The organism is Rhizobacter terrae (assembly GCF_003852895.1).
GTDB classification, from domain to species: Bacteria; Pseudomonadota; Gammaproteobacteria; order Burkholderiales; family Burkholderiaceae_C; genus Albitalea; species Albitalea terrae.
Window position 1 is genome coordinate 860,763 of record NZ_QUSW01000002.1, and the last position, 17,047, is coordinate 877,809.

23 protein-coding genes are annotated in these 17,047 nt (G+C 65.3%); 13 read left to right on the forward strand and 10 right to left on the reverse strand.

Going from position 1 to position 17,047, the window contains the following annotated elements; translation table 11 throughout:
- Window positions 1-2 precede the first annotated feature (2 nt).
- The 9 genes from ccmC (at window position 3) to DZC73_RS11115 (ending at window position 7,155) form a co-directional block, all read left to right on the forward strand.
- Entirely contained in the window at window positions 3-776 is a 774-nt protein-coding gene (gene ccmC / locus DZC73_RS11075) for a heme ABC transporter permease CcmC (RefSeq protein WP_124540265.1), read from the forward strand.
- Window positions 773-949, forward strand: coding sequence for a heme exporter protein CcmD (gene ccmD, locus DZC73_RS11080; protein ID WP_124540266.1), 177 nt, complete (start codon window positions 773-775; stop codon window positions 947-949). The genes ccmC and ccmD overlap by 4 nt, the downstream gene beginning before the upstream one ends.
- Complete coding sequence (ccmE, locus tag DZC73_RS11085; RefSeq protein WP_124540267.1) at window positions 946-1,410, forward strand: cytochrome c maturation protein CcmE; 465 nt, start codon at window positions 946-948, stop codon at window positions 1,408-1,410. The genes ccmD and ccmE overlap by 4 nt, the downstream gene beginning before the upstream one ends.
- Complete coding sequence (locus DZC73_RS11090; protein ID WP_124540268.1) at window positions 1,407-3,392, forward strand: heme lyase CcmF/NrfE family subunit; 1,986 nt, start codon at window positions 1,407-1,409, stop codon at window positions 3,390-3,392. The genes ccmE and DZC73_RS11090 overlap by 4 nt, the downstream gene beginning before the upstream one ends.
- The gene (locus DZC73_RS11095; RefSeq protein ID WP_124540269.1) at window positions 3,389-3,919 is read left to right on the forward strand and encodes a DsbE family thiol:disulfide interchange protein; all 531 of its coding nucleotides are present in this window, start codon (window positions 3,389-3,391) and stop codon (window positions 3,917-3,919) included. The genes DZC73_RS11090 and DZC73_RS11095 overlap by 4 nt, the downstream gene beginning before the upstream one ends.
- Window positions 3,912-4,367: a cytochrome c-type biogenesis protein gene (locus DZC73_RS11100; protein ID WP_124540270.1), complete on the forward strand. Its 456-nt coding sequence runs from the start codon at window positions 3,912-3,914 to the stop codon at window positions 4,365-4,367. Before DZC73_RS11095 ends, DZC73_RS11100 begins: the two co-directional genes overlap by 8 nt.
- Window positions 4,364-5,491, forward strand: a complete 1,128-nt coding sequence (locus tag DZC73_RS11105; RefSeq protein WP_124540271.1) for a tetratricopeptide repeat protein — start codon at window positions 4,364-4,366, stop codon at window positions 5,489-5,491. The genes DZC73_RS11100 and DZC73_RS11105 overlap by 4 nt, the downstream gene beginning before the upstream one ends.
- 179 nt (window positions 5,492-5,670) lie before the next feature.
- Entirely contained in the window at window positions 5,671-6,606 is a 936-nt protein-coding gene (locus tag DZC73_RS11110) for an endonuclease/exonuclease/phosphatase family protein (protein WP_124540272.1), read from the forward strand.
- Window positions 6,607-7,155, forward strand: a complete 549-nt coding sequence (locus DZC73_RS11115) for a hypothetical protein (RefSeq protein ID WP_124540273.1) — start codon at window positions 6,607-6,609, stop codon at window positions 7,153-7,155.
- 119 nt (window positions 7,156-7,274) lie between these two features.
- On the opposite strand, the gene DZC73_RS11120 is transcribed toward DZC73_RS11115, so the two are convergent.
- Entirely contained in the window at window positions 7,275-7,529 is a 255-nt protein-coding gene (locus DZC73_RS11120; protein ID WP_124540274.1) for a hypothetical protein, read from the reverse strand.
- A gap of 133 nt (window positions 7,530-7,662) precedes the next feature.
- On the opposite strand from DZC73_RS11120, the gene DZC73_RS11125 reads away from it, so the two are divergent.
- Window positions 7,663-9,453 carry a glycoside hydrolase family 44 protein gene (locus tag DZC73_RS11125; protein WP_124540275.1) on the forward strand — a complete coding sequence of 597 codons (1,791 nt, stop codon included), beginning with the start codon at window positions 7,663-7,665 and terminating at the stop codon, window positions 9,451-9,453.
- On the opposite strand, the gene DZC73_RS11130 is transcribed toward DZC73_RS11125, so the two are convergent.
- Window positions 9,404-10,627, reverse strand: coding sequence for a TCR/Tet family MFS transporter (locus tag DZC73_RS11130; RefSeq protein WP_124540276.1), 1,224 nt, complete (start codon window positions 10,625-10,627; stop codon window positions 9,404-9,406). The genes DZC73_RS11125 and DZC73_RS11130 overlap by 50 nt on opposite strands.
- Before the next feature lie 100 nt (window positions 10,628-10,727).
- Here DZC73_RS11130 and DZC73_RS11135 point away from each other — a divergent pair, with 100 nt between their 5' ends.
- Window positions 10,728-11,366 (forward strand): TetR/AcrR family transcriptional regulator, encoded by a 639-nt coding sequence (locus tag DZC73_RS11135; RefSeq protein ID WP_124540277.1) that lies wholly within the window; start codon window positions 10,728-10,730, stop codon window positions 11,364-11,366.
- Window positions 11,367-11,401: 35 nt separating this feature from the next.
- On the opposite strand, the gene DZC73_RS11140 is transcribed toward DZC73_RS11135, so the two are convergent.
- Genes DZC73_RS11140 through DZC73_RS11155 form a run of 4 tightly spaced genes read right to left on the reverse strand, consistent with a single transcriptional unit; the run spans window position 11,402 to window position 13,222 of the window.
- On the reverse strand, window positions 11,402-11,878 hold the full coding sequence (locus DZC73_RS11140) for a bacteriohemerythrin (RefSeq protein ID WP_124540278.1): 477 nt from the start codon (window positions 11,876-11,878) through the stop codon (window positions 11,402-11,404).
- Between the two features lie 32 nt (window positions 11,879-11,910).
- A complete protein-coding gene (locus DZC73_RS11145; protein WP_124540279.1) occupies window positions 11,911-12,498 on the reverse strand; it encodes a DUF4865 family protein in 588 nt (195 codons plus the stop codon).
- Window positions 12,498-12,890 carry a tautomerase family protein gene (locus DZC73_RS11150; protein ID WP_124540280.1) on the reverse strand — a complete coding sequence of 131 codons (393 nt, stop codon included), beginning with the start codon at window positions 12,888-12,890 and terminating at the stop codon, window positions 12,498-12,500. Before DZC73_RS11150 ends, DZC73_RS11145 begins: the two co-directional genes overlap by 1 nt.
- Window positions 12,891-12,904: 14 nt before the next feature.
- Entirely contained in the window at window positions 12,905-13,222 is a 318-nt protein-coding gene (locus DZC73_RS11155; protein WP_124540281.1) for a carboxymuconolactone decarboxylase family protein, read from the reverse strand.
- A gap of 103 nt (window positions 13,223-13,325) precedes the next feature.
- Here DZC73_RS11155 and DZC73_RS11160 point away from each other — a divergent pair, with 103 nt between their 5' ends.
- On the forward strand, window positions 13,326-14,213 hold the full coding sequence (locus DZC73_RS11160) for a LysR substrate-binding domain-containing protein (RefSeq protein ID WP_124540404.1): 888 nt from the start codon (window positions 13,326-13,328) through the stop codon (window positions 14,211-14,213).
- Window positions 14,214-14,229: 16 nt separating this feature from the next.
- Here the strand turns inward: DZC73_RS11160 and DZC73_RS11165 are convergent, their stop codons facing one another.
- The 4 genes from DZC73_RS11165 to DZC73_RS11180 all read right to left on the reverse strand — a co-directional run bounded on the left by DZC73_RS11165 (window position 14,230) and on the right by DZC73_RS11180 (window position 16,448).
- Window positions 14,230-14,955: a DUF6683 family protein gene (locus tag DZC73_RS11165; protein ID WP_124540282.1), complete on the reverse strand. Its 726-nt coding sequence runs from the start codon at window positions 14,953-14,955 to the stop codon at window positions 14,230-14,232.
- 107 nt (window positions 14,956-15,062) lie between these two features.
- Window positions 15,063-15,386, reverse strand: a complete 324-nt coding sequence (locus tag DZC73_RS11170) for a zinc-ribbon domain containing protein (protein ID WP_235835077.1) — start codon at window positions 15,384-15,386, stop codon at window positions 15,063-15,065.
- Between the two features lie 92 nt (window positions 15,387-15,478).
- Entirely contained in the window at window positions 15,479-15,964 is a 486-nt protein-coding gene (locus DZC73_RS11175) for a thioesterase domain-containing protein (protein ID WP_328589500.1), read from the reverse strand.
- Window positions 15,939-16,448, reverse strand: coding sequence for an HD domain-containing protein (locus DZC73_RS11180; protein WP_124540285.1), 510 nt, complete (start codon window positions 16,446-16,448; stop codon window positions 15,939-15,941). The genes DZC73_RS11175 and DZC73_RS11180 overlap by 26 nt, the downstream gene beginning before the upstream one ends.
- Window positions 16,449-16,571: 123 nt before the next feature.
- On the opposite strand from DZC73_RS11180, the gene tssJ reads away from it, so the two are divergent.
- Window positions 16,572-17,036: a type VI secretion system lipoprotein TssJ gene (tssJ, locus tag DZC73_RS11185; protein ID WP_161974536.1), complete on the forward strand. Its 465-nt coding sequence runs from the start codon at window positions 16,572-16,574 to the stop codon at window positions 17,034-17,036.
- The last annotated feature ends 11 nt before the right edge of the window (window positions 17,037-17,047 follow it).

A 17,047-nucleotide genomic window follows, 5' to 3' on the forward strand; every position in this document is an offset into this window, starting at 1 on the left:
CCATGACCGCAGCCACTTCGCCCGCCAGCACCCCGCCGCTGCGCTGGACCACCTTCGCGGCGCCCTCGCGCTTTTACAGCCTCACGGGCAAGCTGATTCCCTGGCTGTGGGCCGCGGCCATCGCGCTCAGCCTCTTTGGCCTGTACATGGGCTTCTTCGTCGCGCCCACCGATGCGACGCAGGGCGACTCCTACCGCATCATCTTCATCCACGTGCCCTCGGCCTGGATGTCGATGGTGATCTACATGGCCATGGCCTTCTGGGCGGCCATCGGGTGGGCGTTCAATGCCCGCATGGCCTCCATGCTGTCGCGCGCCCTGGCACCCACGGGCGCCCTCTTCACCTTCATTGCGCTGTGGACCGGCGCCTTCTGGGGCAAGCCGGCCTGGGGCACCTGGTGGGTGTGGGACGCGCGACTCACCAGCGAGCTGATCCTGCTCTTCCTCTACGTGGGCTACATCGCGCTCACCGAAGCCATCGACGACGTGCGCCGCTCTGACAAGGCCGGCGCGCTGCTGGCGGTGGTCGGCGCGGTGAACATTCCCATCATCTATTTCTCGGTGAAGTGGTGGAATACCCTGCACCAGGGCGCCACCATCAGCATGACGGCCGCGCCCAAGATGGCCAGCACCATGCTGAGCGCCATGCTCATCATGACCTTCGCCTTCTGGGCCTACGCCTTCGCGGTGGTGTTCATGCGGGCACGGGCCATCGTGCTCGAACGCGAATCGCATGCCGACTGGGTGCAACAGCTGGCCAAGGAGAACGCAGCATGAACTGGCACAGCGCCGCGGAATTCTTCGACATGGGCGGCTACGGCCTGTACGTGTGGGGCTCGTACGCCGTCACCGCCCTCCTGATGCTGGCCGAACCCTGGCTGGTCGCACGCCGCAGGGAACGCGCGATGGCGCAAGCCGTCGAAGCATCGGAACAGGACCTTTCTTCATGAAACCTCGTCAGAAACGCCTGGCCATCGTGGCCGGCATCCTCGCGGCGGTGGGCGTGGGCGCCGCCCTCGTGCTCAACGCCTTCCAGAGCAACCTGGTGTTCTTCTACTCGCCATCGCAGGTGGCGTCCAAGGAAGCACCCGTGGGCCGCACCTTCCGCCTGGGCGGGCTGGTGCAGTCAGGCAGCCTCAAGCGCGACGGCGTCGTCGTGAACTTCCAGGTCACCGACACCATCAAGACCATTCCCGTGCGCTACCAGGGCATCCTTCCGGACCTCTTCAAGGAGGGCAAGGGCGTGGTGGCCCAGGGCCAGATCGGCGACGACGGCGTGTTCGTGGCGCGCGAGGTGCTCGCCAAGCACGACGAGAACTACATGCCGCCCGAGGCCGGCGAAGCGCTCAAGCGGGCCGGCGACATGAACAAGAAGATTTCCGAATCCGTGGTGAAGGGGTCCGGCAAATGATTCCCGAGCTTGGACATCTCGCGCTGCTGCTGGCGCTGGGCGTGGCGCTGGTGCTGGGCACCCTGCCCATCATCGGCGCAGCGCAGAACCGCCCGGCGTGGACCTCCCTTGCCCGGCCCGCGGCACAGACGCTCTTCCTGCTGGTCGGCTTCTCCTTCGTGTGCCTCGCGGCCAGCTTCGTGCGCAACGACTTCTCGGTGCTGTACGTCGCCACCAATTCCAACAGCCACCTGCCGCTGCAATACCGCATCTCCGGCGTGTGGGGCGGGCACGAAGGCTCGCTGCTGCTGTGGCTGATGATGCTGTGCGTGTGGATGCTGGCCGTGAGCCAGTTCAGCAAGCACCTGCCCGCCGCGGTGGTGGCGCGCATCCTGGGCGTGATGGGCCTGATCGGCGCGGGCTTCCTGCTGTTCATGCTCACCACCTCCAACCCCTTCGAGCGGCTGGCCGACGTGCCCATGGACGGCAACGACCTCAACCCGCTGCTGCAGGACCCGGGCATGGTGGTGCACCCGCCCATGCTCTACATGGGCTACGTGGGCTTCTCGGTCGCCTTCGCCTTCGCCGTGGCCGCGCTGCTGGGCGGCAACCTCGACGCCACCTGGGCGCGCTGGACGCGTCCGTGGACCACAGCCGCCTGGTGCTTCCTCACCATCGGCATCATGCTGGGCTCGATGTGGGCCTACTACGTGCTCGGCTGGGGCGGCTGGTGGTTCTGGGATCCGGTGGAGAACGCCTCCTTCATGCCGTGGCTCGCGGGCACGGCCCTCATCCACTCGCTGGCCGTGACGGAGAAGCGCGGCGCCTTCAAGTCATGGACGGTGCTGCTGGCCATCATGGCCTTCTCGCTGTCGCTGCTGGGCACCTTCCTCGTCCGCTCGGGCGTGCTGTCGTCGGTGCATGCCTTCGCCACCGATCCGCGCCGCGGCCTGTTCATCCTCGCGTTCCTGGTCATCGTCATCGGCGGCTCGCTGATGCTCTATGCCTGGCGTGCGCCGAGCGTGGGCCTGGGCGCGCGCTTCGGCCTCGTGTCGCGCGAGACCATGCTGCTCATCAACAACGTGCTCTTCGTGGTGGCCATGCTCTCAGTGCTGCTGGGCACGCTCTACCCGCTCGCGCTGGACGCATTGGGCATGGGCAAGATCTCGGTGGGCCCGCCCTACTTCGACACGGTGTTCGTGCCGCTCATGGTGCCGGTGGTGTTCCTCGTGGGCATCGGACCGCTGGCGCGATGGAAGCAGGCTGAGCTGCCCGAGCTCGCCAGGCGCCTGCGCTGGGCCGCGGTGCTCACCGTCGTCGCCGCGCTCTTCACCGGCTGGCTGATGGGCCACGTCTCGCTGGGTGCGACCATGGGCTTCCTGATGGCCTTCTGGATCGTCTTCGCCGTGGCCACCGACGTGTGGGACCGCGTGAAGCCCTCGGGCGGCGTGCGCGGTGGCATTCTCGGCCGCTTTGCGTTGATTCCGCGCGCCATGGCGGGCATGTTCGTGGCGCACCTGGGCGTGGCCGCCTTCGCCTTCGGCGTGAGCATGGTCAACACCTACCAGGTCGAGCGCGACGTGAAGATGGCCGCGGGCGACACCACGGAAATCCTCGGCTACGTCTTCAGCTTCCGCGGCCTGCGCCAGTTGCAGGGTCCGAACTACGACGCCGTGCAGGCGCTGGTCGAGGTGACGCGCGACGGCAAGCCCGTGGTCGAGCTCACGCCTGAAAAGCGAATCTACCGCGTGCAGCGCAACCCCATGACCGAAGCCGCCATCAACTCCGGCGTCACCCGCGACCTGTACGTGTCGCTGGGCGAACCGGTGGACAACGGGCGCGCCTGGATCGTGCGCGTGTACGTGAAGCCCTTCGTCGACTGGATCTGGGGCGGCTGCTTTCTCATGGCCGTGGGCGGTGTGCTGGCCGCCAGCGACCGCCGCTACCGCGTCAAGCAAAAACAGGAAAGCGGCCTCGCCGCCGCTTCGGGAGCCCAGGCATGAAGAGCCTGCGATTCATCATTCCGCTGGGCCTGTTCGGCCTGCTCGTGTTCTTCCTCTTCCGCGGCCTGAGCCTGGATCCGAAGGAAGTGCCCTCGCCGCTCATCAACAAGCCCGCACCGCAGTTCGCGCTGACGCGGCTCGATGACGCCGGCACCACCGTCAAGCGCGACGACATGCTGGGCAAGGTGTGGATGCTCAACGTCTGGGCCTCGTGGTGCGTGGCCTGCCGCGAAGAGCATCCCCTGCTGGTGGAGTTCTCCAAGTCCAAGGCGCTGCCCATCATCGGCCTGAACTACAAGGACCAGCGGCCCGACGGCATGGGCTGGCTGCAGCAGTTCGGCAACCCCTACGACCTGTCCATCTTCGACCAGAACGGCCGCGTGGGCATCGACTTCGGCGTGTACGGCGTGCCCGAGACCTTCATCATCGACAAGAAGGGCGTGATCCGCATGAAGCACATCGGGCCGCTGACGCCCGAGGTGATCGCCAAGCGCATCCAGCCCTTGCTGAAAGAACTCAATGCATAAGCTGCTGATCGCCCTCGCAGCGGCCGTGCTGGCGTTCACCGCCTTGGCCAAGGACGCGCCTCTGGTCGCCGACGACCCCGCGCTGGAAAAGCACGTGATGGCCATCGCCACCGAGCTGCGCTGCCTCGTGTGCCAGAACCAGACCATCGCCGATTCGCATGCCGACCTGGCGGTGGACCTGCGCCAGCAGATCCGCGAGCTGCTCAAGAAGGGCAGCACCGACCAGCAGGTGCTCAGCTACATGACCGACCGCTACGGCGACTTCGTGCTGTACCGCCCGCCGGTGAAGGCCACGACCTGGTTCCTGTGGTTCGGGCCGGGGGTGCTGCTGGTGGCCGGCGTGGCCGGGCTGATCCTGATCCTGCGCCGCCGGGCGCGCATGGGCGATGACCGCTTCGAGCCGGATGAACCCGAGGCCGCGGAAGAACAACAAGAGGTACGGGCATGACCGGTTTCATTCTGGCCGCGGGGCTGTTGAGCCTCGTGGCGGTGGCCTTGCTGACGAGGCCGCTGTGGTGGAAGGCCAAGGCCGCCGATGCTGCCCAAGCGCCGGTGCGCTCGATGGGCCTGGCCGGCGTGATTGCAGCGTTCGTCGTCGTGCTGGCCGCAGGTGGCTATGCCAAGCTGGGAGCGCCGGATCGGCTGGCGCTGGGCCCGCAATCCTCGTCGCAGGACGGTGAAGGCAACGCGCAGGCGCAGCCGCCGATGAGCGCCGCCTCGCGCGCCGAGGCGATGGCGAAGATCGATGCCTTCGTGAACAAGATCCAGGCGCGGCTGAAGGACAAGCCCGACGACGCCGAGGCCTGGCAGATGCTTGCGCGCACCTACGCGGCGTTGGGCCGCCAGCAGCAGGCGCTCGATGCGTTCAAGCAGGCCGAGAAGCTCAACCCGAACGACCCGACGCTGCTGTCCGACTACGCCGTGTCGCTGGCGCTGGCCAACAACCGCGAGCTGGAAGGCGAGCCGCGCTCGCTCATCGAACGCGCGCTGAAGGCCAACCCGCGCCATCCGAAGGCGCTGGCGCTGGCCGGCACCGCCGCCTACGGCCGCAAGGACTACAGGCAGGCCGTCGCCTACTGGGAGACGCTGTCGCAGGTGGAACCGCCCGACAGCCCCATGGCCCAGCAGATCCGCGACAGCATCGCGGAGGCGAAGCAGCAGATGGCGGGCGGCTCGGCACCCGCAGCGCCCGATGCGCCCAAGACCGCGCAGGCTTCCGCCGACGGCGCCCAGATCACCGGCACCGTGACGCTGTCGGACAAGCTCAAGGCACAGGCCTCGCCCGACGACACGGTGTTCATCTTCGCGCGTGCGGTCGAAGGTCCGCGCATGCCGCTGGCCATCATCCGCAAGCAGGTGAAGGACCTGCCCTTCGAGTTCAAGCTGGACGACAGCATGGCGATGTCGCCCGCGGCCAAGCTCTCGGGCGTGCCGCAGGTGATCGTCGGCGCACGCATCTCCAAGAGCGGCAACGCGCTGCCGCAAAGCGGCGACCTGCAGGGGCTGTCCAACCCGGTGGTGGTGGGAGCCCGCGGCGTGAAGATCGAGATCGCCGAGACCGTGGGCAAGTAAGGCCGTCAGGCCACCAGCAGCCCGGCGACTGCCAAGCGGTGGATAAGCAGTACCGCCATTGGATAGCCGTCAACGAGCAGGGATGGAAGCACAGTCGGTGAGTACCGGCGGTGCAAATGGCATCCACAGTGCAAAATTAACCAGATTTCAAGCTGACATTGAAACTTCGGCGCAATCCTATGACCTTGGCAGCTTCGACTGGCACACCTTCATTGCTGCAACTGGGCGTTGCTTGGTGGAACACAGCTCTGTCGCCAAACGTGGACCGTGGCCGCGCAAAGGCGGAGGAGCTTGAAGCCGCAGCCCTCATGCTTACATCACTTGTTCAAATGGGCGCCCAGTTCGTGGTGCTTGGCGAGGTAGCCTCCGAAGACGTCATCGCACTGGAAGGGCTATGCAGTGGTCTTCTGCAAGGCTGCGTCTTTTGTGACTCAACAAGCAAGGCTGGCCGCGGCCGCTTTGATACCTGTGCTGTGTACCGCGCTGATATGGTCCGTGTCGAGAGCACGTCAGACTTGGTTCAAGTTACTGGAGGTCGTACTGCACGGATCGGTCAACACTTCACGCTCACTGTGGAGCATGAAACAAAGCCAGTTCATCTCCTCGCCTCTCACTGGCCAAGTCGCTTGCAATTAAGTAGCAATGCACCAGGAAGATACGCGCTTGCCACACGGCTAAGAGACAAAGTCGATGTTCTCTTAGAAGAAGACTCCGAGGCTCTCATAGTTCTTCTGGGTGACTACAACGACGAACCGTTCGACAGTTGCATTGCGGAGACACTTCGCGCAACTCGGGACCGTGACCTCGCAATGTCTAAGTCGGGCCTCTTGTACAACCCGTTTTGGCGCCATCTCTCATCGTTTGAGCATATAGACTCATCCCATAGGGTCTCCGACCGCGGGACGTACTTTCATCTTGCTGGTGACGTGACCCGCTGGAGAACTTTTGACCACATGATGTTTTCTGCGGCGTTCCTCTGCGGAGCCGGCGGTTGGCGACTTGACGAGCATGGCACTCGGGTAGTGAATTTGCCGCAATACACAAAGTTGGTAGAAGCGAGAAAGAATGTTTTTGACCATCTACCTATCATCGGCCGAGCCGCAAGGAGACTTTGAATGCCTGATTTTGCGAAATCATTCATGAATGGCGTCGAAGCGGCCAAGGCTGTCGAAAGAGCTCGCATCGAAATCCAGGACATCTTCTCCGAGATGAACAAGCAACTGGCTGTCGCAACCAGTGGTGTAGCCGATATTTCGATAAAGAATTTGGAAGAAGTTATCGAGCCAAAAGATATTCTCGGAATGACCCGTCTAGTGGCTAGCGCATTCCTACCTAAGGAGACTCGGCGTTACAAGGCAATCGTTGTTGGGCATCGAACTTCCACAGAATTTCGCGGTCGCGAAGTAGCCCGTTGGAGGCAACATCCAAATGGCTATCCATGCTGGCTTATCACTGATGGTCAAGAAGTGGCTTGTGAGGACAAAGCGTCGCTGGAACACGAGCTTGACCTATTGGCCGGTTCAGCTCGAATGGGAGAGGCAGTACTTGCAGTTATTGAACACAAAAACCGCCTAGACCAGTCTTCCAAACCAAATGCCGCCCCGGCAGTCCTGCCTCCAACTCCGCCTGAAACACCGGATCCACAGGCGCCGGAAAAGACTTGATGCAAGACTGTTTAGGAAGAAACTCGCGAACATCGGCAATTGATTGGATATGGGCGTGAGAAGGTAGGCATGCGCGGCGTGAAGATCGAGATCGCCGAGACCGTGGGCAAGTAAGGCCGTCAGGCCACCACCAGCCCGGCCGCGGCCAGGCGCTGCTGGATGGCCGACATCTCGCCCTCGTACTCCCAGTACATGACCCGTCCGTGCGACGAGGTCACGAGCACGTATTTCCCGGACACCGACTGGATGCGGTCGATGGCGATGAGCTTGTCCATGAAGGGCTCATCGCTGAACTCCTCGACGATCTCCTTGTTGTCGGCCGTGTAGCCGTGCATGACGATCGCATTGCGCACGCGCAGGGAGATGAATTTCATCGTTGGAGTCCGAAGGGCCTGGGATGCCGCGGATTCTGGATGAACAAGAATTGTCGGTGGGGCACAGGGGAATGGATATTGCGTGCCGATGCATGCGTCATCTCTGGCGCTGATTCAGGTAAGCATCTACAACATGCCCACCCCGACCCACCCTCGCGTGACACCCGCCGTCGGTGCGCTGTTCGCCGCCGTCCTCACCGCATGCGGCGGCGGCTCGACCGACGCTCCTGCTCCTGCTCCTGCTCCTGCTCCTGCTCCTGCTCCTGCTCCTGCTCCTGCTCCTGCTCCCGCACCCGCACCCGCACCCGCACCCGCACCCGCACCCGCACCCGCACCCGCACCCGCGCCTGCGCCTGCACCCGCGCCGCCTCCAGCAGCGGACGTCACCATCACCCTCGCGCCCAGCAGCACCCGCCCGATCTCGCCCTACATCTACGGCCTGAACTTCTACAACGGCATCACGAACGCGCCGCCGCTGCCCACCTTCGACCGCGCCGGCGGCAACCGGTGGACCGCCTACAACTGGGAGACCAATGCGTCCAACGCGGGCAGCGACTACTACTACCAGAACGATGCCTACCTGAGCAGCAGCACCACACCCGGCGAGGCCGTCCGAGGACTGATCGCTGCCGATCGCGCGATCGGTGCTGCGAGCCTGGTCACCGTGCAGATGCAAGGTTGGGTGGCCGCGGACGAGAACGGCCCGGTCAGCACCGCCAACCCGCCCGACAGCACGCGCTTCAAGCCCGTGGTCTTCAAGAAGAGCACGCAGTCCGCCGCGGCCTTCACGACCACGCCATCGACATCGGACAACGCCGTCTACATGGACGAGTTCGTCTGGGCGCTCGACCAGAAGTTCGCCGGCCAGGGCATCTTCAGCACCAACGCCGCAACGCCCACCTTCATCCAGCTCGACAACGAGCCCGAACTCTGGAACAGCACGCACCTCGAAGTGCAAGGCAGCAGCCCCACCTCGTCGGATGCCTACATCGCCAAGACCCTCTCGCTGGCCCGTGCGCTGAAGGACCAGTTCCCCGGCATGACCATCTTCGGCCCCGCCCACTATGGCTTCGGCGGCGTGTACTCGTGGCAGAACGAACTGAGCGCCACGCCCACCGGCACCAACTGGTTCACCGACAAGTACCTGGCCGCACTCAAGACCGCCAGCGCGAGCTACGGCCGGCCGCTGGTCGATGTGTACGACTTCCACTGGTATTCGGAGGCCAGGGATCCGTCGAACAACCGCGTCACCGGCCTGAACGGTCCCACGCTGAACGACGCGCAAGTGCAGGCCATCGCGCAGAGCCCGCGCAGCCTGTGGGACGCGAGCTACTCCGAAACATCGTGGATCCGCGACGTGCTGGGCAGCCCGATCAAGCTGCTGCCGAGGCTGCAAGCCAAGATCGCCGCCTCGAATCCGGGCATGAAGCTGAGCATCAGCGAATACAACAACGGCGGCTGCCAGCACATCGCCGGCACGTTGGCCCAAGCCGACAACCTCGGCATCTTCGGTGCGCAGGGCCTGTACGCCGCCAACTACTGGCCGCTCAACAACAACGAGACCTACTGCTACGCCGCGTTCCGCGCATTCCGTGGCTTCGACGGCGCAAGCGCGACCTTCGGCGACACCGCCGTGCAAGCCACCTCCAGCAACGTGCAGAAGGTCGCGGCCTACGCCAGCACCGACAGCACGCACGCTGGCCGCACGGTGTTCGTCGCGATCAACCGGTCCACCTCGGCGCAGCAGGTGGCCTTCACCGGGCTGCCGGTCTCGGGCACGGCGCATCTGTGGCGCGTCACTGCATCGTCTGCATCAGGCCAGAACCCGGTGAAGCCGGTGGCTGCGGGCACCCAGGCGGTGTCGGGGTCCAGCTTCAGCGTGGCGCTGCCGGCACTGAGCGTGACGACGATTGACGTCTACTAGCGCGGTCGCGAAACCGAAGGCCCAGGACCAGCGGTGCCGCGATCACATGGCAGGCCATCACCGAGAGCCAGATGAGCCCCGGCCACTGCGCACGAACGGCACTGTAGAGGGACGAGAACACCAAGGGGCCAGCGATCGAGGCGAGGCTCACCACCGACGCCAGCACGCCCTGGAGCTGCCCCTGCCGACTCTCGTCGACGAGCCGCGTGGCCAGCGACTGCAATGCGGGGACGCCAATGCCCGCGAGCGCGAAGACCGGCATCGCGGCAAACACCATCCAGCCTTGGTCGGCCAAGGTCATCACCACGAGCCCGATGCTGGCACCGGCCAGGCCGGTCAGGATGGCGCCGCGCTCTCCCAGCAGCCGGACGGCGGGGCCCGGCAGGAAGGCCTGCGACAGCGACTGGCACACGCCGAAGGCGCCGAGCGACAGGCCGATCCACAGCCCGTTCCACTGGAACACGTCATGCCCCCAGAGCGCCCAGCAGGTGCCATACGCCTCGCCGCTGGCACTCATGATGAAGAAGACGATGGTGATGGGCACCAGTGCCTTCATCGAGAACACCCAGCGCAACGGGCGCAGCGGGTTGAGTGATGCAAGGTCGATCTTCTCGGGGCTCGGCGTGCGCGACTCCGGCAGCACGAACCAGGCGAGCAGCAGATTGGCTGCGTTGAGCATGGCAGCGGCGATGAACGGCAACCTCACCCAGTGGTCTCCCAGCACGCCGCCGAGCACCGGGCCGACGATGAAGCCGATGCCGAACATCGCATTGAACAGGCCGAAGCGCCGGGCGCGCTGGTCCTGCGGCGTGATGTCGGTGAGGTAGGCGGTCGCCACCGACATGTTCGCGCTGGTCAGCCCAGCAATGGCGCGGCCGACGAAGAGCATCCACAGCTGCGGCGCGAACGCCATCACCACGTAGTTGATGGCTGCGCCTGCGAGCGAAACCAGCAGCACCGGGCGCCGGCCCAGGCGATCGCTCAGTGCGCCGAGGACAGGCGCGAAGACGAACTGCATCACTGCATACAGCGCGGTCATGCCACCGATGAAGGGCGCGACATCGCCAGCGTGCGTCACGTCTTCGAGAAGTCGCGGCAGGATGGGAAAGATCAGGTCGATCCCGACGGCGTCCAGACCGATGGCGGCAAAGATGACGATCAGAGGCTTGTTCATGGCGAGGCCCAGGTGGCGGGAATCACAGCCATGGAATCTCTCGCATGACTGGATATAAATATGTACTCAGTATAGTTAGTGTACTCAGTACAATGAAACCATGTCAACGTCGTCTGACCTGCGGACCCGCAAGCGCCTTGCCACGCGGCTGGCCATCTCCAACGCCGCCACGCGCCTGTTCATCGAGCGGGGCTTCGACCACGTGACGGTGGACGAGATTGCCGCGGCGGCAGACGTGGGGCGGATGACGGTGTTCAACCACTTCGTCCGCAAGGAAGACATGTTCTTCGACCGCGACGAGGAGGCCCGCGAGCTCCTGCGCGAGGCCCTGCGGCAGCGCGATCCACACGTGACGCCCATCGAGACCTTGCGCCTGCTCGCTCACCGGCTGGTGGCCGAGAAGAGCCCGGCCGTCGATTTTTCTGCGAGGAGCCAGGGCTTCGTCGCGGCCATCGAGGCCAGCGAAACCCTGAAGGCCAGGGCCCGGGCCATCCGCGATGAACTGGCGGGTGTCGCGACCGTGGCGCTGGCCGAATGCGTCGGACGGGACCCAACCGATGCCGACGCCCATTTCGCCGGCGACCTGCTGCTGGCCACCTGGACGGTGGCGTTCATCGAAGCGCATCGGGCATTTCGGCAGGGTCGGCAGAAGAAGAAGGCGGAGGCCGTCTTTCTTGCGGTGGTCGACAAGGGAATGGCAGGGTTGAAGACTGCCCTGGCTGGGACGCCGTACGTCTGATCGGCGGGATCAACCGGCCTGAGGCTCTCGCCTTGTCATCGGCAGCCGGCGCTACCGCAGTGCGTCAGCACGGTCGCAGGCAGCGTGCCTGACACCGTGCCCGTCGCCGGCTCGAACCCCACCTCGGCCATGTGCGAGGCCAGGCCCGCGTCCATCATCTGCGCGTGCACGGGAAACCACTGCGCCAGCTCGCGAACGATCACCCGAAGCGGCTCGATCTGCCCCTCACGCGCGAGGCCAAGGACGTCCCGCATGGCCTGCAGCACCATGGCGTGCTGACGGCTGTGGCAGTTGTCAGGCGAGAAGCCAGTTGCCTGCATCCATCGGTCTTCCTGGGCGAAGTGCCCCACCGTGTGCTCCAGAAGCCGCGCGAAGGCGGCGTGCGCCGAGTCGGCATCGTCCTCTTGCAGGATGCGGCGCACACCTTCCAGCAACTCGACGAATTCTTCATGCGTGCGGTCCATCTGCGGCTGGTGCACGCGCAAGGATTCAGCCCAGACCAGTGCGCTCATCGAAACTCCGTGGAGAGGAATGGCCTGACAGGCTAGCCTGGAAAGCGGGTGTGGTCCTTGCGGTGGGTCAAGAGTGTGCCAACCGACACATGCCCGACGGCATAGGTCTCCCGCTCACGCGCCGCGCCCGGAACATCACGCCACAGCAGCAGCCGCACAAGCGACCACGCATGCGGATCCAGCGCGACAACGGCAACCAGCGCACCCTTCGCGCATTCGAGCTGCGCACGTACACGCTCGGCGTCAGCCATCGCATCGAGCGCGGTACCGGCCGGCACCGCCGCCGACTCCACAGTCGCCACACGCGCCTCGCGCAACGATCGCGTCAATTCGGCATGCAGCGTCGTCCAGCTTCGCACCGGCGGCCGCCCGAAGTCTGCCGCCAGCGTCGCGAAACCGGGGCCCAGCAGGAAGCTGTTCATCGCCTCGTCTTCGTGCCAGAGGTAGAACGGCGCGTAGCGGTTTTCCGCGCCATGCTCCCCGTGCACGGCATACAGCCAGGCCTTGAAGCCCAGGCCGGGCAGGTCGTCCATCAACGGCCCCTTGTCGGCGACGCGCCGGCGAATGATGTCCATGTCGAACGCCGCCGGCAGCGGGACCACGTATTGCATCGCCCGCATCACTGGCCTCCGGGAATCAGATGCATCTGGCCGTCGGCGAAGGACCAGTCTTCGCGCTCGGTGGTGGTGATCACCACCATCACGTCGGCCGGTGCGAGGCCGGGTGACTGCCCCAGCAGTTCGACCAGCCGGCGGTAGAACTCGCGCTTGACTTCCGTTCGGCGTGGCCGGCCGGCGCGAATGTCGAACAGCACCCAGTCGGCGCTGCGCGGCCCGCCGTTGTAGTGCGTGTCGAACACGAGCTCCCCCGGAGCGTGCTGGTGGATGGCCTGGAAGCGGTCGTCGGGCGGCACCTCGAAGGCCTCGACGAGGGCCTGGTGCAAGCTGTTAGACAGTGCGTGCACGTAGTCCGGCGACTTGCCGGCATGCAGGCTGATGCGGGTGAAGGGCATGAGCGTCTCCTGGTTCAGCGCTCAGCGAGCGCAGTCGCGAGCAGCGTCGTCGCAGACGCGGCGCAGGGCCAGCCGGCGTAGAACGCCAGATGGGTGACGAGCTCCGACAACTCGTCGGGGGTCACCCCGTTGTCCAGCGCACGGTGCAAGTGGAAGGGCAACTGCTCCAGCCGGTACAGCGCGACAAGCGCCGACACCGTGGCCAGGCTTCGGTCGCGCTGCGACAAGCCGGGGCGGCACCACACATCGCCGAACAACACCTGCTCGGTGAGCTCGGCCAGCTTGGGCGCGGTGCGGGCCATCGTGGCCATCGCGGAGGATGGATCCGTCATGGGCGGGTTCCTGGTGAGTGGCAAGGGCCTCACGATAGGCGTGCACATCGGTTTTGAAAATCTGATAATTCAGAACAAATCATTCGATGTATCAAAACAATCCATGAGCCATCCCACCTTCGACCTCGACGTGTTGCGCACCCTGGTGGCCGGCATCGAACTGGGCAGCTTTGCGAAGGCGGCCGACCGCGTGGGCCGCTCCACCGCCGCCGTGAGCGCGCAGCTCAAGAAGCTCGAACAGCAGGCGGGCGGGCCGGTGCTGCGCAAGTCGGGACGCGGCATGGCGTTGACGCCAGCCGGCGAAGTGCTGCTCGGCTACGCCCGCCGCCTGCTCGAACTCAATGACGAAGCCCAGCGCGTGCTGCGCGGCGCGGACCTGCAGGGCGAGGTGCGGCTGGGACTTCAGGAGGATTTCGGCGAAGGCCTGCTCGCCCGCGTGTTGGCCGGCTTCGGGCGGGCACATCCGCGCGTGCGTGTGGAAGCACAGCTGGCGCGCAACTCGGAGCTGCTGAAACAGCTGGAACGCCACCGGCTGGACCTCGCGCTCGCCTGGAACGGTGGCAAGCGCATGCCTCACACAACCCGCGTCGGCCGGCTTCCATTGCGCTGGATCGGTGCGCGCCACGCATCCCTCGCACCCCCCTCGCCTGCCGAGCCGCTGTCCCTGGCGATGCTGGAGGCGCCCTGCCTGATGCGTGACGCCGCGGTCGCCGCCCTGTCACGCGCCCGCATCCCCTGGCGAATCGCCTTCACCAGCCCGAGCCTCGCGGGGGTGTGGGCCGCCGTCGACGCCGGCCTGGGCGTGACCGTGCGGACCGCCATCGGCGTGCCCGCGTCGCTGCGCTTGCTGGACGGGATGCCCGCCCTGCCGGCCATCGGCCTCGACCTGCATCGCGCCGAGGCCTCGCCGACGGCGGTGGTGCAGCAGCTGGAGTCGCTGATTACCGCGCATCTGCGAGAGGTGGTGGCAGGAAGGCCGGCTCACGCTTGAGGCCCCCGAAGGCGCTTCAGCCCTTCAAGGCATACACACCCGCGGCTCCGATGCCCACGCGCTCGGGATCGATCTGCAGCATGCGCGTCAAGGTGTCCGCGCCCTGCTGCCTCATGCGCAGGCGCAGATCGTCAGCGCCTGCGGCCTGCGGATTGCGCTGCCAGGTGATCTGGCTGCTGGCCAGGATCATTCCGGTGACGGCCAGGCTCTCGTAGGTGCTGCTGCGCTCGGCCGCCGACACCGACCTCAAGGCATCGTTGCTGCCGACAAGCTGCCGCATCTGATTCACCAGGCCAAGGAAGTGCTCGTCCGGGAAAGGCTTGTTGTGGTACGCCATCCAGGCACCCGCGATGCAGCTGGCCATGGCGACACCCAGGTCGCCGGAGTGCAGGCCGAATTTCTTGATGACCTGCTCGTGGAACTCGAACGCCTGCCTGTAGGCGGCCCGGCCCTTCTCGGCCTGGTCCTTGGGAAGATTCTTCGTCAGCTCTGCGATGCCCGCGCCGGTAGCCTGCGCCGGAGGAAGGCCGGCGGCGGCCGCAGCCCTTTTCCTCTTTTGTTCCGCCTCGTAGTTGTCCCAGTGGTGCAGCGTCTTGTTGAGCTGCTCGTGGTACAGCTGGTTGGTGATGACGTTCAAGGAGACACTGGACGGTATCTCGTAGACGTTGACAAAGCCGTCCGCAAAGCAGGGCGCGGCACAAGTGAGGGCAGCGATCACGAGGATCGTGTGTCGGATGCGCATCTGAATCTTCTCCCTGAAGATTGTTTGTAGCAAAGCCCGGATCTTATGCATGGGTACCCGCCTCACGGCGCGCTGGTTGCAACCCGTTGCGCCTTGCCGGCAAGCGTTCAACGCTTCGATGCCTTCTTCGCCAGACCCGCCAGATGAACCTCCCGCGCGTCGTTCCTGCGCTCACGCTCGCGCCGCCGACAGGGACGGCACAAGACAGCCACCGTCCAGACATCGCCCTGCGCAATTTCATACCACCAGCGCTGCTGGGTTGCTGTCCAGACCTGGGGCGATGCGCAGGTCTTGCAGTTGAACGGCCGGTCCGCATAAAACCCGCGAGCCACGAAGTCTGGCGTGCCGAAGCTGTTGGTGGGACGCAGCTTGTCGACGTTGACGACCACCTGGTTCTTCAGCAAGGCGGCCCGCTCCTTGGCCGCACGCAAGGCCTGGTCCTTCACCGCATCGGAACGTTCGGCCGTGCGCCGGACACCGCGACGATGCAGGATTTCGGCCCGGCGTTGTGCCCCGCTCTTCATCAGTCCTTCGCCGACTTGCCCAGCGCCACGAATTCGCCGGAGAGTTTTCCGACGACAGTTCCTGCGCATTCGAGCACCGACACCACTTCGATGCGCGCCTTGCCCTTGCGCGCCAGCATCCGCAGGAAGAAGCCCCATTGCTCCGGCTGCGCCAGCGACGACCTCGCCGTGAAGTCGCCGTCGATGGGCAAGCCGTAGTCCATGGTGTTGCGCTGGATCACGAGGCGGCTGTCCACACCCGCCGCGCGCATGCGCACATGCAGCAGCGACCACGCCGCGAGGATGGCCACCGCCGATGCGCTGCCGCCGAAGACCGTCTCGCGGTGGTTGATGTTGGGGGCCAATGGAGCCGCCAGATGCACGAAGTCCATGCCGAGTTCCAGCACAGAGACCTGCATCGCAGCGGAAAGTGGAATGTGCGCGTGGAGGTACTGCTGCAAGTTACTGGGCAGCAGGATTTCACCGGCGCGCATCGGGCGTCCCATCCTTCAGCAGCGAATCCAGTTCAATCCACAGCGCATCGCAGAGCCCGGGCCGAAAGGCTGCAAGCCTGAATGCCGCGTGCTCTCCTTGGTAGACCGACAAGAGCCCCTTTTTGCCGTCCGTGACACAGGCACGGACGTTGGCCAGGCGATCCGCTGCCTTCACCACCAACGCCACTTCGTTGTCTGCGCGGACCTGTGCCAGCTTGGCGCAGGTCTTTGTCTTGCGCTCCTTGCGATTTGCACCCGGTTCGTCGGTCAACAAGGCAACACAGGCCGCCACCGCCTTTCCGAACTGGTCTTCCACCTCCGCGAGGCCGACAGTGGTGTCCTCGACCACATCGTGCAGGTATGCCACTGCAACGGCCACTTCGCCGTAGGGCTGAGCCAGCGCAGCCACATCGTCGAGATGCACCACATACGGGTGCTCCCCGTACTTCTGATCTCCATGTGCGCGGACAGCCAATGAGCGCGCCTTCTCTTTCATGAAAGGTCTCCCCCGAAAAGAACATCCCAAGCCTACCGCAACCCCCGCCGCGATTACCTAAGTCACGATCCACCGCCGCCCCTCCTGGCTATGCTGTTTTCCGGACGGCTGGAGAACTGCACCGTGAAAACCGTGGGCTGGAAATCGGCGGCAGCGTGCCTGGTGGTCGGGTTGGCCGCCTGCGCGAGCGGTCCGCCCAAGCCGGCGCAGGTGTCGGGCACCATCCAGGCCTCGGCCCAAGTGAACCCGAGCGCGAGCAAGCGGCCGTCGCCGCTGCTGGTGCGCGTCTATGAGCTGAAGTCGGCCGCGGCATTCAATGCGGCGGACTTCATCTCGCTGTACCAGCGCGACCAGGCCGAGCTGTCGGCCGACCTGCTGGGCAAGGATGAATTCGTCCTCGCACCCGGCGAGACCAAACCCTATGCGAAGACCCTCGCGCCGGAGACGCGCTTCCTCGGCGTGATGGCCGCCTACCGCGACATCGAACACGCGACCTGGCGCAGCGTCGTCGCCGTCCAGCCCGGCAAGAAGTTCAAGCTCGTCATCCGGGCGGGCGACCTCGCGGTCGACGCCGCGCTCAGCAACTGACACGGGGCGGC

Bases quoted from the DNA above. Each gene is read 5' to 3' on its own strand.
- DZC73_RS11125 (WP_124540275.1), top strand. From the start codon at position 7,663: ATGCCCACCCCGACCCACCCTCGCGTGACACCCGCCGTCGGTGCGCTG.
- DZC73_RS11090 (WP_124540268.1), top strand. From the start codon at position 1,407: ATGATTCCCGAGCTTGGACATCTCGCGCTGCTGCTGGCGCTGGGCGTG.
- ccmE (WP_124540267.1), top strand. From the start codon at position 946: ATGAAACCTCGTCAGAAACGCCTGGCCATCGTGGCCGGCATCCTCGCG.
- DZC73_RS11100 (WP_124540270.1), top strand. From the start codon at position 3,912: ATGCATAAGCTGCTGATCGCCCTCGCAGCGGCCGTGCTGGCGTTCACC.
- DZC73_RS11095 (WP_124540269.1), top strand. From the start codon at position 3,389: ATGAAGAGCCTGCGATTCATCATTCCGCTGGGCCTGTTCGGCCTGCTC.
- DZC73_RS11115 (WP_124540273.1), top strand. From the start codon at position 6,607: ATGCCTGATTTTGCGAAATCATTCATGAATGGCGTCGAAGCGGCCAAG.
- DZC73_RS11180 (WP_124540285.1), bottom strand. From the start codon at position 16,448: ATGAAAGAGAAGGCGCGCTCATTGGCTGTCCGCGCACATGGAGATCAG.
- DZC73_RS11110 (WP_124540272.1), top strand. From the start codon at position 5,671: ATGACCTTGGCAGCTTCGACTGGCACACCTTCATTGCTGCAACTGGGC.
- ccmC (WP_124540265.1), top strand. From the start codon at position 3: ATGACCGCAGCCACTTCGCCCGCCAGCACCCCGCCGCTGCGCTGGACC.
- DZC73_RS11175 (WP_328589500.1), bottom strand. From the start codon at position 15,964: ATGGGACGCCCGATGCGCGCCGGTGAAATCCTGCTGCCCAGTAACTTG.
- DZC73_RS11165 (WP_124540282.1), bottom strand. From the start codon at position 14,955: ATGCGCATCCGACACACGATCCTCGTGATCGCTGCCCTCACTTGTGCC.
- DZC73_RS11135 (WP_124540277.1), top strand. From the start codon at position 10,728: ATGTCAACGTCGTCTGACCTGCGGACCCGCAAGCGCCTTGCCACGCGG.
- DZC73_RS11145 (WP_124540279.1), bottom strand. From the start codon at position 12,498: ATGCGGGCGATGCAATACGTGGTCCCGCTGCCGGCGGCGTTCGACATG.
- ccmD (WP_124540266.1), top strand. From the start codon at position 773: ATGAACTGGCACAGCGCCGCGGAATTCTTCGACATGGGCGGCTACGGC.
- DZC73_RS11130 (WP_124540276.1), bottom strand. From the start codon at position 10,627: ATGAACAAGCCTCTGATCGTCATCTTTGCCGCCATCGGTCTGGACGCC.
- DZC73_RS11155 (WP_124540281.1), bottom strand. From the start codon at position 13,222: ATGACGGATCCATCCTCCGCGATGGCCACGATGGCCCGCACCGCGCCC.
- DZC73_RS11150 (WP_124540280.1), bottom strand. From the start codon at position 12,890: ATGCCCTTCACCCGCATCAGCCTGCATGCCGGCAAGTCGCCGGACTAC.
- DZC73_RS11105 (WP_124540271.1), top strand. From the start codon at position 4,364: ATGACCGGTTTCATTCTGGCCGCGGGGCTGTTGAGCCTCGTGGCGGTG.
- DZC73_RS11120 (WP_124540274.1), bottom strand. From the start codon at position 7,529: ATGAAATTCATCTCCCTGCGCGTGCGCAATGCGATCGTCATGCACGGC.
- DZC73_RS11160 (WP_124540404.1), top strand. From the start codon at position 13,326: ATGAGCCATCCCACCTTCGACCTCGACGTGTTGCGCACCCTGGTGGCC.
- DZC73_RS11140 (WP_124540278.1), bottom strand. From the start codon at position 11,878: ATGAGCGCACTGGTCTGGGCTGAATCCTTGCGCGTGCACCAGCCGCAG.